The 15,683-nt window shown below is 62.5% G+C and carries 14 protein-coding genes; 4 read left to right on the forward strand and 10 right to left on the reverse strand.

Annotated elements, in window-relative coordinates; all coding sequences use genetic code 11:
• Positions 1-166: 166 nt before the first annotated feature.
• From IAE50_RS20310 to IAE50_RS20355, 10 genes are all read right to left on the reverse strand, one after another.
• Positions 167-1,768: a gamma-glutamyltransferase family protein gene (locus tag IAE50_RS20310; RefSeq protein WP_076769431.1), complete on the reverse strand. Its 1,602-nt coding sequence runs from the start codon at positions 1,766-1,768 to the stop codon at positions 167-169.
• Between the two features lie 9 nt (positions 1,769-1,777).
• A complete protein-coding gene (locus IAE50_RS20315; RefSeq protein ID WP_200581087.1) occupies positions 1,778-2,653 on the reverse strand; it encodes an ABC transporter permease in 876 nt (291 codons plus the stop codon).
• Complete coding sequence (locus IAE50_RS20320; protein ID WP_023479449.1) at positions 2,653-3,597, reverse strand: ABC transporter permease; 945 nt, start codon at positions 3,595-3,597, stop codon at positions 2,653-2,655. The genes IAE50_RS20315 and IAE50_RS20320 overlap by 1 nt, the downstream gene beginning before the upstream one ends.
• 23 nt (positions 3,598-3,620) lie before the next feature.
• Complete coding sequence (locus IAE50_RS20325; RefSeq protein WP_187291283.1) at positions 3,621-5,135, reverse strand: ABC transporter substrate-binding protein; 1,515 nt, start codon at positions 5,133-5,135, stop codon at positions 3,621-3,623.
• Positions 5,136-5,146: 11 nt separating this feature from the next.
• Positions 5,147-6,214 (reverse strand): ABC transporter ATP-binding protein, encoded by a 1,068-nt coding sequence (locus tag IAE50_RS20330; RefSeq protein ID WP_023479459.1) that lies wholly within the window; start codon positions 6,212-6,214, stop codon positions 5,147-5,149.
• The gene (locus IAE50_RS20335) at positions 6,211-7,224 is read right to left on the reverse strand and encodes an ABC transporter ATP-binding protein (protein ID WP_023479460.1); all 1,014 of its coding nucleotides are present in this window, start codon (positions 7,222-7,224) and stop codon (positions 6,211-6,213) included. The genes IAE50_RS20330 and IAE50_RS20335 overlap by 4 nt, the downstream gene beginning before the upstream one ends.
• Positions 7,221-7,937 carry a FadR/GntR family transcriptional regulator gene (locus IAE50_RS20340; protein WP_023479491.1) on the reverse strand — a complete coding sequence of 239 codons (717 nt, stop codon included), beginning with the start codon at positions 7,935-7,937 and terminating at the stop codon, positions 7,221-7,223. Before IAE50_RS20340 ends, IAE50_RS20335 begins: the two co-directional genes overlap by 4 nt.
• A 403-nt stretch (positions 7,938-8,340) precedes the next feature.
• Entirely contained in the window at positions 8,341-9,603 is a 1,263-nt protein-coding gene (gene hpxK, locus IAE50_RS20345) for an allantoate amidohydrolase (protein WP_200581088.1), read from the reverse strand.
• Positions 9,600-10,841: an alanine--glyoxylate aminotransferase family protein gene (locus IAE50_RS20350; protein WP_200581089.1), complete on the reverse strand. Its 1,242-nt coding sequence runs from the start codon at positions 10,839-10,841 to the stop codon at positions 9,600-9,602. Before IAE50_RS20350 ends, hpxK begins: the two co-directional genes overlap by 4 nt.
• A 169-nt stretch (positions 10,842-11,010) precedes the next feature.
• Entirely contained in the window at positions 11,011-11,850 is an 840-nt protein-coding gene (locus IAE50_RS20355) for a MurR/RpiR family transcriptional regulator (protein ID WP_200581090.1), read from the reverse strand.
• A gap of 115 nt (positions 11,851-11,965) precedes the next feature.
• Between IAE50_RS20355 and IAE50_RS20360 the strand changes: the two genes are divergently transcribed.
• From IAE50_RS20360 to hpxZ, 4 genes are read left to right on the forward strand one after another with little or no spacing between them, the layout of a single operon-like run.
• Positions 11,966-13,549 carry a gamma-glutamyltransferase family protein gene (locus IAE50_RS20360; protein WP_200581091.1) on the forward strand — a complete coding sequence of 528 codons (1,584 nt, stop codon included), beginning with the start codon at positions 11,966-11,968 and terminating at the stop codon, positions 13,547-13,549.
• Between the two features lie 9 nt (positions 13,550-13,558).
• Positions 13,559-13,747 (forward strand): oxalurate catabolism protein HpxX, encoded by a 189-nt coding sequence (hpxX, locus tag IAE50_RS20365; RefSeq protein WP_200581092.1) that lies wholly within the window; start codon positions 13,559-13,561, stop codon positions 13,745-13,747.
• Positions 13,744-15,120 (forward strand): AtzE family amidohydrolase, encoded by a 1,377-nt coding sequence (locus IAE50_RS20370; RefSeq protein ID WP_200581093.1) that lies wholly within the window; start codon positions 13,744-13,746, stop codon positions 15,118-15,120. Before hpxX ends, IAE50_RS20370 begins: the two co-directional genes overlap by 4 nt.
• Complete coding sequence (hpxZ, locus tag IAE50_RS20375; protein ID WP_094419427.1) at positions 15,117-15,500, forward strand: oxalurate catabolism protein HpxZ; 384 nt, start codon at positions 15,117-15,119, stop codon at positions 15,498-15,500. The genes IAE50_RS20370 and hpxZ overlap by 4 nt, the downstream gene beginning before the upstream one ends.
• The last annotated feature ends 183 nt before the right edge of the window (positions 15,501-15,683 follow it).

Genomic DNA, 15,683 nt, shown 5'->3' on the forward strand with positions numbered 1-15,683 from the left:
ATTGACAAGGGGAGCGCGGCCGCTTCCCTTGTCCCGTTCACCGCATAAGAGGTCAATGAAACTCTCCAACGCATGGTGAACGGAACCCTTCCACCCATGCCATATGCCAGGCCCATTGCCGGATGGCGCGTTACACGCTTATCCGGCCTACGGGAGCGGAGCTCCCTTAACTCACCAATGCCTGCCCATCTTTGCGGCTCTCGGTGGCAGCAACATACTGCCCCTCCGGCATCCGGTAAATCACCTGCGCGCCGCCGAAGTTGTACCCCGCCTGCGGATCCTCAACGGTAATCTGGTGCCCGCGATCGCGCAGCGCAGCGATCACATTGTGCGAGAAGGTCGACTCAACAATCACCTCCCGCCCGCGCACCACGCGCCAGCGCGGAGCGTCAATCGCCGCCTGCGGGTTCTGCCCGTGCTGCATAATGCGCAGCGCCATCTGCATATGCCCCTGCGCCTGCATCGGCCCGCCCATCACGCCAAAAGACATCAGCGGCTTGCCGTCTGCCCCCATCGCAAAGCCGGGAATAATGGTGTGGAACGGGCGCTTACTGCCCGCCAGCGCATTCGGGTGTTTCGGATCGAGCACAAAGCCGCAGCCGCGGTTTTGCAGGCTAATTCCGGTCTCCGGCACCACCACGCCCGAGCCAAAGCCCATAAAGTTGGACTGAATAAACGACACCATCATGCCGCTGGCATCAGCGGTTGAGAGATAAACCGTGCCGCTTTGCGTCGGCGAACCGTAGACAAAATCGGAGGCTTTATCAGGGTCGATCAGCGCCGCGCGGGTTTTCAGGTAGCTGTCGCTGAGCAGCAGATCAGCGGCGAACTCAAGGTGATCTTCATCGGCGATATAGCGATCGAGATCCGCCAGCGCCAGCTTCATCGCCTCAATCGACAGATGCAGCGACTGCACCGAATCCGGATCGTAGCGGCCAATATCGCACTGTTCGAGAATGCCGAGGGCAATCAGCGTCGCAATCCCCTGGCCGTTCGGCGGCAGCTCCTGCACCGATCCACCGGCAAAGTCGCGCGACAGAAGCGAAACCCAGTTGGCTTCATGATTCGCCAGATCCGCTTCGCTCAGGTGCGCGCCGTGCTGCTTTGCAAAGGCGGCAATCTTCTGCGCCAGTTCGCCGCGATAGAAGGCTTCACCATTAGTCTCGGCAATCAGCTCCAGCGTGCGCGCCTGCGCCGGGTTACGGAAGATCTCGCCGATTTTCGGCGCCCGGCCTTCAGGGGCAAAGCACTCGCTAAAGCCCGGCTGATCTTTCAGCTTGTCATAGCCGCGCTGCCAGAGGTGACCAATCAGCGGCGAGACGGGAAAACCATTACGGGCATACTCAATTGCCGGTTGCGCGAGCGTGGTGAGCGGCAGCGTGCCGAAGCGCTCCGCCAGCGCCACCCAGCCGGAAACCGCGCCGGGCACCGTCACCGCATCCCAGCCAATCTCGGGTACCGCATCAAGCCCGGCAAAGAGATCCGCATGCCAGCTGGCGGGCGAGCGGCCAGAGGCGTTCAACCCGTGCAGCTCTTTGCCATCCCAGACGATGGCAAACGCATCGCTGCCGATGCCGCAGCCGGTCGGCTCGACCACCGTAAGCGCCATTGCCGCGGCAATCGCCGCATCCACCGCGTTACCGCCCTGCTGCAACATACGCATTCCGGCCTGTGCCGCCAGCGGCTGCGACGTTGCCACCGCGTTTTGCCCAATCATCGGCGCGCGGCGTGAGGCGTAACCGACGCTAAAATCAATCGCTTTAGTCATGCAAACTCCTTAGTCGTGGCGCGGATCGAGCGCGTCGCGCAGCCCGTCGCCGAGTAAATTGAATCCCTGCACGGTGAGGAAGATCACCACACCGGGAAAAATCGACATCCACGGCGCCTGCTCGAGGAACCCTTTTGCCGTGTTAAGCATGGCGCCCCAGGAGGGGTATGGCGGCTGCTGCCCGAGGCCGAGAAACGACAGGCTCGCTTCGGTAATGATCGCCGAGGCGATGGCAAGCGTGGCCTGCACCAGAATCGGCGACATCACGTTGGGCAGCACATAGCGCACGATGATCCAGCGGTCCGGCAGGCCGATGGCCCGCGCGCCGTCGATATACTCTTCATTACGAATGGCGATCACCTGGCCGCGCGTCAGACGGGCAAAGATCGGCATCGCTGAGAGGCCAATGGCGATCATCGCGTTGGTCAGGCTTGGGCCGAGAAACGCGCCGAGGGCAATCGCCATAATCAGAAACGGGCAGGCGAGCAGCGCTTCGATAAAGCGCGAAATCACCCCATCCCACATCCCCTGAAAATACCCGGCCAGCAGGCCGAGCGGCACGCCAATCACCACGGCGATCACCACCGAGACACAGCCCGCCAGCAGCGAGGTGCGCGCCCCCCACACCATGCGCGAGAGGATGTCGCGCCCCAGCTCATCGGTGCCGAACCAGTGGAGCACCGAGGGGGCTTTACGCACCGCCAGAAAATCGGCTTTGACCGGATCAAACGGTGCGATCCACGGTGCCAGCAGCGCGATAAGCACAAAGATGCCGACAATCACCGCGCCAAGCACCGCGCTTTTGTTGGCGAGAAATTTCTTAAGCACCCGGTTTTCATTGCGCGGCAGCGTAGCCGCCGCACCGACAGAGGTGAGTTCCGCCATTATTCGCTCCGCATTTTCGGGTTGATTAACACATACAGCACGTCGGCCAGCAGGTTGAGGGCGAGAAAACCGATCGCCACCACCAGCACCACGCCCTGCACCACCGCGTAGTCGCGGTTGAAGACGGAATCGACAATCATCTTGCCGAAGCCGGGAATGGTAAACACCTGCTCGGTAAGCACTGCGCCGCCGAGTAATTCGCCGAACAGCAGCGTTGTCAGGGTGATCACCGGCACCAGCGCGTTACGAAAAGCGTGCTTCATAATCACCGCTTTCGGTAACAGCCCTTTGGCGCGGGCGGTGCGGATGTAATCAGCTTTCAGCACCGCAATCATCGACGCGCGAGTGTGGCGCATCAGCGTCGCCGCAAGGCCAGTGCCGAGCACCAGCGACGGCAGCAGCAGCGTGCGCAGGTTTTGCAGCGGATCTTCCGCAAAGGGCACAAAGCCGGAAGCGGGCAGCCACTGCAAATTGACCGAGAAGATAAGGATTAACAAAATCCCCAGCCAGAAGTGCGGCACCGAGATCCCCGAGATGGCGACGAAGTTGGTGCCGTGATCGATCCAGCTGTTCTTATTCACCGCCGCAAGGATGCCCATGCTGATGCCGACCAGCAGCGCGATGATCATCGCCAGCAGCGACATCTCCAGCGTCACCGGCAGCTTGGCGGCAATCAGATGGGTCACCGGCTCCTGCGTACGTAAGGAGACGCCCAGATCCCCCTGCAACGCGCGGGTCAACCAGTGGAAATACTGCACCGGAATCGGCGCATCCAGGTTCAGCTCCGCGCGCAGATGAGCGATTACCGCCGGATCGCGCTCCTCGCCGAGCATGGCGGTGATCGGATCGCCGGGCAGCAGCTTCTGCAACCCGAACACCATCATGCTCACCAACAACAGGGTTGGCACCGCGAGCATCAGGCGTTTGCAAATCAGTTCCAGCATGGTCTCTCCTTACGGCTGACGGGTTATTTGGCGAAGCTCAGACCCGCCAGACGCACAATGCCGTCCGGGTAAGGGGTAAACCCCTGCACTTTTTTGTTCAGCCCGAACAGGCGCGGCTCAAAGTAGAGGTAGGCAATCGGCATATCCGTTTGCAGCTGTTTCACCACTTTTTCATACAGCGCCTGGCGGGTGGCGGGATCGTTCTGCGTCCGCGCCTCGGTCAGCCATGTATCGACCTGAGCATTGCTGTAGCGGCCATCGTTGAGTGCGCCTTTGCTGTGTACAAAGCCAAAGATGCTGCCATCAGGATCCGGGCGGCCGGACCAGCCGGAGAAGCTGAGCTGATAATCACCGCTCTGCTGTCTGTCGAGCAGGGTGGCAAATTCGGTCATTTGCAGGTTGATATTAAAGCCCGCTTCGGCGGTCATCGCTTGCAGCACCTGGCCCACCTGCTGCGAGGTCGGGTTATTCGGCACCAGCAGCGAGACGGTCAGCGGCGTTTTCACCCCGGCGGCCTGCAACAGCGCTTTTGCTTTCTCCACATCGCGCGGCGCAACCGGCAGCTTGACGTGATACGGGCTGACCGGCGAGAAGGCCTGGTTTGCCGGGGTATAAAGCCCCTCGAATACCACCTGGTTGAGCGCCTCGCGGTCGATAGCCAGCGAGAAGGCTTCGCGCACGCGCGCATCTTTAAACGGATCGTTGGCCGGCACTTTGCCGTTATTGATATTAAACGTGATGCCCTGATAACCGAGGCCGGTCACCTTTGCCAGTTGCAGCTTGCTGTCGCTCTGCACGGTTTTCACGTCGCTGGCGGCAACGCCTTCCGTCAGATCGAGATCGCCCGCACGCAGGTTTGCCAGCCGCACCGAGGCATCCGGGATTGGCAGATAGACCACTTTGTCGAAGTGGTACGCGCCTTTGTTCCAGTAGTTATCGAAGCGGGTCAGCACAATGCGATCCTGCGCGACACGGCTGTCGAATTTATAGGGGCCAGAGCAGACCGGGTGCGCGGCAAAATTGGCTTTCTTCGCCGCTTCCGGTGCCAGCATCGCGCCAGCGCGGTCGGTGAGCTGCATCAGCAGCGCCGAGTCCGGCGTTTTCAGGTGCAGGGCGATCTGCATCGGCCCGGTCACTTCAACAGACTCCACCGACGAGAGTTCGCTTTTGCGCAGCGAGCCTGGCAGCGTCAGAGCGCGGTCTAGGCTATATTTTGCCGCCGCGGCGTCAAACTTCTCGCCGTCGTGGAAGGTGACCCCTTCGCGCAGGGTCATGGTCAGGGTTTTGCCATCTTCGCTCCATGTCCACGCCGTGGCGAGGCCCGGCACCACCTTCAGGTTGGCGTCGACATCCACCAGCCGGTCGCAGAGCGAGGCAAAGACAAAGCGCCCGTAGTAGGTGCGCGCCAGATGCGGATCGAGCATATCGGGATCGGCGCCGAGGCCCACTTTCAGCACACTTTCAGCGTGGGTCGGCAGCGCCGCGCCCAGCAACATAACGCTTCCCAGAACGGTCAACAGAGAATTTCGCACAATCATTATTGTTTCCTTTAACGGGACGAGTGAGAGGCTGCCTGTTCAAACAGCGCGCGGCGGCGCAGGAAGGCGGCGGAAGGTGGAGCAATCTGGATAACGCTGCGATCGCGGTTAATCTCCTGCCAGCGATGGCAGGCCACCTGACGACCGCCGTCGAGCAGCTGGTTAATCGGCTCAAGCTGGCGGCACTCATCGCTGACATAGGGGCAGCGGGTGTGAAAACGGCAGCCCTGCGGCGGGTTGGCCGGGTTAGGCAGATCGCCCTGCAACAGCGGCGTTTGCCGCTCAAGACCCGGCTGCGTTTGCGGCGCGGAGGCGATCAGCGCCTGGGTGTAGGGGTGCAGCGGTGCATCGAAAATCTCTTCGACCGTTGCCATCTCAACAATCTGTCCGAGATACATCACCGCCACCCGGTCGCTCATATGGCGGATCACCGCCAGACCGTGGGCGACGATAATCATCGTCAGGCCAAACTGCTGCTTGAGGTTCTCCAGCAGATTGACCACCTGCGCCTGCACCGAGACATCGAGCGCCGACACCGGCTCATCGCCGAGCAGCAGTTTCGGCCCCGAAGCCAGCGCGCGGGCAATGCCGATACGCTGGCGCTGGCCGCCGGAAAACTCATGGGGGTAACGGCGCGCCCAGGCGGCGGGCAGCCCGACGGTGGAGAGCAGTTCCGCTACGCGCAGCTGGCGATCGCTTTTGCCCATCTTCTGGTGCAGCCACAGCGGCTCGCCGACGATCTGCTCGACGGTCATGCGTGGGTTGAGGGAGGCAAAGGGATCCTGAAAGATAATTTGCAGCTCGCGGCGCAGCTGGTTAACGCGCGCGCCGCTGGCATGGGTGATCGCCTCGCCCTGGTAATACACCTCGCCTTCGGAAGCGGCCAGCAGGCGCAGCAACAGGCGACCGAGGGTCGATTTGCCGGAGCCGGATTCGCCAACAATCGCCAGCGTTTCACCGGGGTAAACCGTCAGCGAGACGCGATCGACGGCGGTGACATACCGTTTTGGTGCAAAGAGGCGCGACGGCCCGGCAAAGCGTTTGCTGAGATCGTGGGCTTCAAGAATCGGTGTGCTCATGCGGTTTCTCCCAGCGCGATATGCTGTTCAAGGGGCGCGCGGAAACAGGCCACCAGGTGACCATGCCCCTGCGGCTGTAAGGTCGGTTTTTCCTGATGGCAGCGCGTCTGCGCAAAGGGACAACGGGTGGCGAAGCGGCACCCTTTCGGCATCGCTTCCGGCAGCGGCACCGCGCCTGGAATGGTGGAGAGCGGGCCTTTGCGTGCGCCGAGGGACGGAATCGACCCCATCAGGCCGATGGTGTAGGGGTGCTGCGGATCGGCAAAAATCGCCTCGACGCTCCCCTGCTCCACCACCTGACCGGCGTACATCACCGCCACCTGCTGCGCCACTTCTGCCACCACGCCGAGATCGTGGGTGATCATCAACACCGCCGTGCCGGTCTCGGCCTTCAGGGTGTTGAGCAGGGCGAGGATCTGCGCCTGGATGGTGACATCGAGCGCAGTGGTCGGTTCGTCGGCAATCAGCAGCCGGGGGTTATTAATCAGCGCCATGGCGATCATCACGCGCTGGCGCATACCGCCGGAGAGCTGGTGCGGATAGGCTTTAAGGCGCATCTCCGGGGCGGGAATCTGGACTTTTTCGAGTATTTGTAGCGCCGCCGCCATCGCCTCACTGCGCGAGACGTTCTGGTGGCGCATCACCGCTTCACTGAGCTGATCGCCTAACGTAAATGCCGGGTTAAGGGAGGTCATCGGCTCCTGAAAAATCATCGCCAGCGCGTTGCCGCGCAGGTCGGCATAGTCACGCGGGGCGAGCTGGCGCAGATCCTGGTCGCGAAAGTGCATCTCGCCGCTGACAATCTGCGCGCTGGTGGGCAGCAGCCCCATTAACGCCAGCGAAGTAATACTTTTCCCGCAGCCCGATTCGCCCACCAGCGCCAGCGTCTCACCGCGTTTTACGCTCAGAGAGATGCCATCTAATACGCTGACCGGCGATCCGGCAAACTGCACCTTCAGGTTGGTTATCCGCAGCACCGGCGCGGGATCGTGAAACGGGATCGTCGTCATGGCATATCGTCCTCAATGTGGATGGCCTGGATCAGGGCGTATTGCAGATCGAGCAGGTGCTCGCGCATCGCCATGGCGGCCGCGGCCGGCTTGCGATCGCGGATCGCCTGCATAATGCGGTGATGATGATCGTTATAGCGGTCGACCTTCGCCGGGGTACGCGCCAGCTCGCGCAGGTGGTGCCAGGCGGGTTCGCGGCGCACGGCGTCGAGGGTGTCGAACAGGCCAAGCAGCAGGCGGTTGCCCGCCGCTTCGGCAATCGCCCGGTGAAAGGCGCTGTCCCACAGTTCATTGAGATCCGGATCTTCGGCACTGACGTTATCGATACGCTCAAGCATGCGCTGCATCAGCGCCAGCTGCTCGGGGCTTGCCCGCAGTGCCGCCAGCCGCGCCAGGCCTGGCTCAATCTGTAAGCGCGACTCCATCACTTCCAGCATATTGGTCTGCTGAACCAGCCCCTGTAGCGCAACGGGCGAAGCAGGCGCGGTGGGGCCGGTAAAGGTCCCTTTACCCTGCTTGCGCCAGATGCGCCCCTCCTCCTCCAGCACGTCGAGGGCGCGGCGGATTTCGCGCCGCCCGACGCCAAACATTTCAGCCAGCTCGCGTTCTGTCGGCAGAGGAGTCCCTGGTGTTGACTCATACTGGTGGATAAGGCCACGAAGCTGTTCAAGCGCTGTGCTGGAGTTCGCCAGATAGCGTGAGGGTTTTTCCATATTGGTTCATCCGCGTTTTGCGTTATCTTTTTATTTCATAACAGCAAGTTATAGTTTTTATGCCTGCTGCCACTCAGGGTTTATTAAGCAATTTGCGAACCAATAGATCATTGGTTCAGTTATATTTTTGAAATATTTGTTAATACATTGATTTAAAGATGTTTATTTTTTGCCAGTAGTGGCGGGAAAAGCAGCGCTTCAGAGGATGTAAAACGGCAAATGCACAGTTTTTGTGCAACATGCGCACCAAAAAAGAGCAAAACGTTCACAAATGCACCGCCCGGTGGTGCGATGTCTGAAAGGGATGGGGGTTGTACTGCCCGATGGCGCTACGCTTATCGGGCCTACGGTTTCGATGCGTGGGTGAGCCGGGTGTTGTAGGCCTGATAAGGCGCAGCCGCCATCAGGCAATGGCTGACGGGCGAGCGATCAGCTGCCCGACCGCAAGGCTAAAGGCGCGCAGCGCCTGGGCGACATCCTCCTCTGTCACGCTCTCCGCCGGATGGTGGCTGATCCCGCCCGCACAGCGCACAAAGAGCATCGCTGACGGCCAGCGCTCGGCAATGGCAATCGCGTCGTGCCCGGCACCGCTCGGCAACAACATCGTGCGCCCCTGCACTTCCCGCACCGCGTCGGTTAACTGCGCGCGCAGAGCTTCATCGCAGGGCGTGGCGGCGATGGTATAAAAAATCTCATGGCTAAAACCCACGCCGCGCCGCGCCGCGATCACCTCCGCCTGTGCCAGCAGGCGTTGCAGCAGCGTGTCGCGCGCTTCATCCTGCGGGCTGCGAATATCGAGCGTCAGGCTTACCGCGCCAGGGATGACATTCACCGCGCCGGGCTCGCACTGCAAGGTACCAACGGTGGCAACGATATCCGGTGCGAAGGCCTGGGTGGTCTGCTCAATAAACAGCAGCCATTCGGCGGCGGCGGCCAGCGCATCGCGGCGATGGCGCATCGGCACCGTCCCGGCATGGCCCGCTTCGCCGGTAAAGCGGGCGTGCAGACGGTGCGCGCCGTTGATCGCGCTCACTACGCCGAGGGCGAGATCCTCCTGCTCCAGCACCGGCCCCTGCTCAATATGCAATTCGAGGTAGGCCGAGAAATCCGCCGCCGGGCGCTGGGCGGCAAAAATCGCATCGGCGCTCAGCCCGGCAAGGGCTAACGCCTGCGCCACGCTGACCCCCAGCGCATCTTCGCAGGCGAGCCACGAGGCGGGCCAGCTGCCGGTCAGGCCGCGGCTGCCGAGCAGGGCGATGTTAAAGCGCGTCCCCTCCTCATCAGCAAAACCGATAATCTCAATTGCCTGCGCCCCGCGCAGCCCGGCACGGTTCAGCGCATCCACCACTTCAATTGCTGCCAGCACGCCGAGCATGCCGTCGTAACGCCCGGCGTTGCGCACCGTGTCGAGATGCGAGCCGAGCAGCAGCGCCTGCGCGCCCGGCTGCGCCGCCTCATAGCGCCCGCAGATATTGCCGACCGCATCCTGCCAGGTGTTCATGCCCGCCTGCTGCATCCACTGCGCGACCAGCGCGTTGGCCTGCAAATGCTCCGACGAGAGATAAACGCGGGTCAGCCCCTCGCTGCTTTCGCTTAACTGCGCCAGCGCGTCGCAGCGCGCCATTACCCGAGCGGCGGCGCAGGCGGCCTCCTCCTGACTCATCATGCGCGCGCTCCTTCATACACATCCCAGGCTGCCTGCATCGCCGCGCCCTGCACGGTACGAAAACCGAGGCGGTTGAGCACCGCTTCCAGCGCGGTGAGGGTTTGCAGGACGCAATCTTTACGCGCGTTATAGCCCATGGTGCCAATGCGCCAGATCTTGCCCTGTAGCGGGCCGAAAGAGGTACCAATCTCAATATGGAAATCGTTCAGCAGGCGCTGGCGCACCTCTTCACCGTGCACCTCAGGCGGGATCACCACCCCGAGCACGTTATTCATCTTGTGGCGGATGTCGCCAAACACGCCAAGCCCCATTCCCTGGATACCGGCGAGCAGCGCGCGGCCGTGCAGTTCGTGGCGGGCAATCAGGTTATCCATCCCCTCCTCCAGCATAATGCGCGCGCATTCGCGGGCGGCGAAGAGCATGCTGGTGGCTTCGGTGTGGTGGTTCAGGCGCTCCGGCCCCCAGTAATCCATCACCATGCCGAGATCGAAATAGTTGGAGTAGATCATCTCCTCGCTGCCATCTGCGTGGGCCTCGGTGCGGATCCCCTGCTCAACGCAGCGGCGGGCGCGGATCGCCGCCTCCATGCGCGGGCTTAAAGTGATCGGTGCGCTGCCGGACGGCCCGCCAAGGCACTTCTGCAACCCGGCAGAGACCGCATCCAGCCCCCAGGCATCGCTCTCCAGCGCGTTGCCGCCGAGTGACGCCGTGGCATCGGTGTAGAACAGCACATCGTGGCGGCGGCAGATCTCGCCCAGTTGATCGAGGGGTTGCAGCATCGTTGTCGAGGTGTCGCCCTGCACCGTCAGCAGCAGGCGCGGCTTAACGCGCTTGATCGCCTCTTCAATCTGATCCGGGGTGAAAACTTCGCCCCACGGCACCTCGATGGTATGCACCTCGGCGCGGCAGCGGCGGGCGATTTCACAAAGCAGGTGACCGAAGCGGCCAAATACCGGCACCAGCACGCGGTCGCCGGGGCGAATGGCAGAGACGAGGATCGCCTCAATGCCGGCACGCGAGGTGCCATCCACCAGCATCGTCCAGCGGTTTTCAGTGCGAAAGACGCGGCGATAGAGCGCCATCACCTCATTCATGTAACCGGTCATTACCGGATCGTACTGGCCGATAAGCTGGCTCGCCATCGCACGCAGCACGCGCGGATCGGCATTGATCGGCCCCGGCCCCATCAGCAGGCGTTGAGGCGGGTTGATTTGTGAACTGTGGGAGAGATCAAACATTGGCACGTCCTTCATCCGGTCAATGAAACAAAAGGTTCTTATTTGCTATTTCTGCAACTAATGTGCCATAGACGGAGGGGACGGGACTGCAGGGTAAACCACAAAATCGGGGGCACAGCGTGCCCCGCGAGGTGTCATCAGCGTGGTGCGAAAGCACCAAAAAAGTGCATCAGCGCGGTTCGAGTTCGTCGAGATCCTGATAGAGCGCAGCGATAGTGTGAATGCGCTGGCGCCCTTCGCTAAGCGTGGTGTGCAGCAGCGCGTTAGCGAGCAGATTCACCAGGCTCATGGCGCTGCTGTAGCTGTCGAACGCCGAGACGCTCTCCAGCGGCAGGCCGATATGCCAGCGGCTAACGGCTTTCAGCCCGCTGGCCTGCGCTTCACTCAGCACCAGCACCGGCACGCCGCGGGCTTGCAGCGTCTCCAGCAGCGGACGCACGCCGCGCGGACGGCGGCGAAACGCCACCATCACCACCATATCCTCCCCGGTAAGATCGACAATCTCTTCTGCCAGCGTCTGCCCCGGCTGCGGCATTACCGCCACCTGCCCGCGGCTTTGCAATAACTGCTGGCGCAGATGCAGCGCCACCGGCGCGCTGTTGCGAAAGCCGATAATCACCACCCGCCGGGCAGCGCTCAGGGCAGCGATAATGGCGGCAAACTGCTCCGCATCAAGGCTGTTGATCCACTGGGTCAGGTTCGCCATCTCCTGCTTATAGTGCCGCGCCAGTAGCGTGTTGCCCTGCACCGCCTCGCGGCTTTCCGCCAGCGGCATCCCGCTCTGGCGCAGGGTGCGCAGCTCATCGCGCATCGCTTTGAAGTTGTCGTAACCAAGCCGGCGAAACAGGCGGCTGACGGTCGCTTTCGACACGCCGCTTAAGCGGGCAAGCTCCGCGCTGTTGTAGCTCACCAGGTCGTCGAAGTGATCGAGAATAAAGGCGGCCACCCGCTGCTCCTGCGGCGAGAGGTGGTCGTAACACGCGCGTAAGCGCATATCGAGATGCTGCATAACGCCTCCTGCAACTTTTGTTTCAGCTAAAGCTGACACAGTGAAACGTATCGCGTCAATCTGGAACAGCTCTTGCTTAGCACTCTGCTATACCCGCAAAAAAGGAAGCGTGACGATGCAGAGTAATATGGCCCCCTCCGGTATGGCGGTAACGCCCCACCACCTTGCCAGCGAGTCGGCGCTCTCGGTGCTGCGCCACGGCGGTGATGCGATTGAAGCGATGGTTGCGGCGGCGGCCACCATTGCGGTGGTCTACCCGCATATGAACGGCATTGGCGGCGACGGATTCTGGCTGATCGTGCCGCCGAACGGCGAACCGCTGGCGATCGATGCCAGCGGCGCGGCGGGCCAGCACGCGACCACCGCCTTTTATGAGGGGCACGCGCATATTCCCCATCGCGGCCCGCTGGCGGCGTTAACCGTGCCCGGCACATTGAGCGGCTGGGAGGAGGCGCTGGCGTTCTCCACCTCACTCGGCGGCGGGCAGCTTCCCCTTTCGCGCCTGCTGGCAGATGCCATTCGCTACGCCGCCGACGGCATTCCCGTCACCCAGTCGCAGGCCAGCGCCACCCAGGCGAAATACGCTGAACTGGTCGATGTCCCCGGTTTTGCCGACACCTTTTTACCTGATGGCAACGCGCCTTTGGCGGGGAGCCGCTTTTGCCAGCCGAAACTGGCGCGCACCTTAACCCGGCTTGCCACTGAAGGGCTGGGCAGTTTTTATCGCGGCCCGCTGGCAACGATTATCGCCGCTGAAATGGCGGCCTTAGGCCTGCCGGTAACGGCGCAGGATCTGGCTAACCATCGCGCCCAGCGCCGCGTGCCGCTGCGGCTCGCGCACAGCCAGGGCGAGGTGTTCAACATGACGCCGCCCACCCAGGGGCTGGTGTCGCTGGCGATCCTTGGCATTACCGACCACCTGGCGATGGAACAGGCCAGCGAAGTGCAGACCATCCACCGTATTGTCGAAGCGACCAAAAAAGCCTTTGGCCTGCGCGACCGCTATATCACCGATCCACGCCACGTCACGCTGCCGGTGCAGAGCCTGCTGGAGCAGGCACCGCTGGAACAGCTCGCCGCCAGCATCGATGAGCAGCGCGCCGCCCCCTGGGGCCCAGGCAAAGGGCCGGGGGATACGGTGTGGATGGGCGTGGTGGATAAAAACGGGCTGGCGGTGTCGTTTATCCAGAGTATCTATCACGAGTTTGGCAGCGGCGTGGTGCTGCCGGAGAGCGGCGTGCTGCTGCAAAACCGCGGCGCGGCCTTCAGCCTCGACCCGGAACATCTGCTGGCGCTGATGCCGGGTAAACAGCCGTTCCACACCTTAAACCCAGCGGCGGCGCGGCTTAATGATGGCCGCACCATGGTCTACGGTACGATGGGTGGTGACGGGCAGCCGCAGACTCAGGCGGCGATCTTTACCCGCCATGTGTTGCAGGGAATGGGATTGCAGGAGGCGGTCTGTGCCCCGCGCTGGCTGCTCGGGCGCACCTGGGGGCAGACCTCCGACAGCCTGAAGCTGGAGAGCCGCTTTAGCGAAGAGACGGCGCAGGCACTGCGCGCCATGGGGCATGAGGTGGAGTGGCTGCCCGGCTTAAGCGAGGCGACCGGCCATGCCGGTGCGATTGTGCGCCATGCCAACGGCATGCTGGAGGGGGCGTTTGATCCGCGCAGCAACGGCAGCGCGGCGGGTTTCTAAGGAGCGATGATGAATAACGACGTAACAGACTGGCCGGCGTGGATCCGGCTGATGGAGCAGATACTTGAGGTGCCGCTTGATGACGCGCGCCGCGCGGAGCTTGAGGTGCAGCTGGCGCGCATCGCGGCGATGGCGCAGACGTTAATGCAGTTTCCCCTGCCCCCTCGTCAGGAAGGCGCGGGAGAGTACCGCTTATGAATCTGTCGATTGAGGATATTCAGCGCGGGCTGCGCGAGAAGTGGTTCAGCGCGCACGAACTGGCGCAGCAGACGTTATCGCGCATCGACCAGCTTAACCCCGGCATTAATGCTTTTACTGAAGTCACCGCTCCGCGCCTGCTTGCGGAGGCGGCGCAGATTGACCGCCAGATCGCCGGGGGTGAAACGCTGCCGCCGCTGGCGGGCGTGCCGTTTGCGGTGAAAAACCTGTTTGATATTGCGGGCGTGACAACGCTGGCTGGTGCGGAGCTGTTCAGCAACGATCCGCCCGCCGCGCGGGATGCCTTCGCCCTGCGCCAGCTCCATCGCGCCGGAGCGCTGCTGGCCGGGGCGCTCAATATGGATGCCTATGCCTATGGTTTCACCACCGAGAACAGTCACTATGGCGCGACGCGCAACCCGCGCGATCGCACCCGCGTGGCGGGCGGCTCCTCTGGCGGCTCGGCGGCAGCGGTCGCGGCGGGGATGGTCAGTTTCGCTCTCGGCACCGACACCAACGGCTCGATCCGCGTGCCTGCTTCTCTCTGCGGTGTGAATGGCCTGAAACCAACCTTCGGGCGTTTGTCGCGCAGCGGCAGCCATCCCTTTGTGCCGAGCCTCGATCATATCGGCCCGCTGGCGCGCACCGTCGACGATCTGACGCGGGTTTATGACGCCATGCAGGGGCACGATCCGGACGATCGCGCCCAGGCGGATCGCCCGCTTGAGCGAGCGCTTACGCAGCTTACCCGTGACGATCCGCTGCGCTGCGCGGTGCTGGAGGGGTTCTTCACCACCTGGTGCGATAACGATGCCAGGGGCGCCTTAAGCCAGGTGGCGCAAGCACTGGCTGCGGATCGCGCGATAACGCTGCCGCAGGCGGAGCTGGCGCGCTCGGCGGCGTTTGTGCTGACCGCTGCCGAAGGGGGAAATGCGTACCTGCCAGCCCTGCGCACGGCGGCGGATAAGTTTGAGCCGAACTCGCGCGAGCGCCTGCTGGCGGGGGCGATGACGCCGTCGGCGTGGTATACGCAGGCGCAGCGCTTCCGGGCCTGGTTTCGTGATGAGACGCTGGCGCTGTTTAAGGATGTCGATCTGCTGCTGGCTCCCGCTACGCCGTGCAGTGCCACGCAGATCGGGGACGCGACAATGCGCATTAACGGCTGCGACCTGCCGGTGAAAGCGAGCATGGGGATGCTGACGCAGCCGATTTCGTTTCTCGGCCTGCCGGTGGTGACCGTGGCGCTGAAGAGCGAACGCGGGCTGCCGATTGGCGTACAGATTATTGGCGCGCCGTGGCAGGAAGCGCGCTGTTTACAGGCAGCATGGCGGCTGGAGCAGGTCGGGCTTCTTTATCCGCAGGAGGGGGCATGAATCGGGACAATATTGACCGCCCGCTGATCCTCAATGAGGTGACGGCGGCGTTTTATCGTTATGAGCAGGCGTTGATCAGTAATGATGTGGCGGTGCTGGATGAGCTGTTCTGGGATGACGGGCGCACGGTGCGCTACGGGGCGACGGAAAACCTTTACGGCATGGCGGCAATCCGCGATTTTCGCCAGGCGCGCCCATCGGCCGGATTAGAGCGGGTGTTACGTAATACCACCATCACCACCTTCGGCGATGAGATGGCGGTGGCGAGCACCGAGTTTACCCGCGAAAACAGCGAGCGCATCGGTCGCCAGATGCAGACGTGGGTGAAGTTCCCGTTCGGATGGCGGATTGTCGCCGCCCATGTGAGTGTGATGCAGTAAGTGGTGCGGTTTGATTGCCGGATGGCGGCTGCGCCTTATCCGGCCTACAACACCAGGATCTTCATCGCAGGCCGGATAAGCGTCAGCGCCATCCGGCAGTGTGATGCGGTGTGGCCCGAGTGTTACAAAACCACGGTCGTTATTCGTAGGCCGGATAAGCGACAGCGCCATCCGGCAGTGTGA

This window comes from Kosakonia sp. S42 (assembly GCF_016624785.1).
Taxonomy (GTDB): Bacteria; Pseudomonadota; Gammaproteobacteria; order Enterobacterales; family Enterobacteriaceae; genus Kosakonia; species Kosakonia cowanii.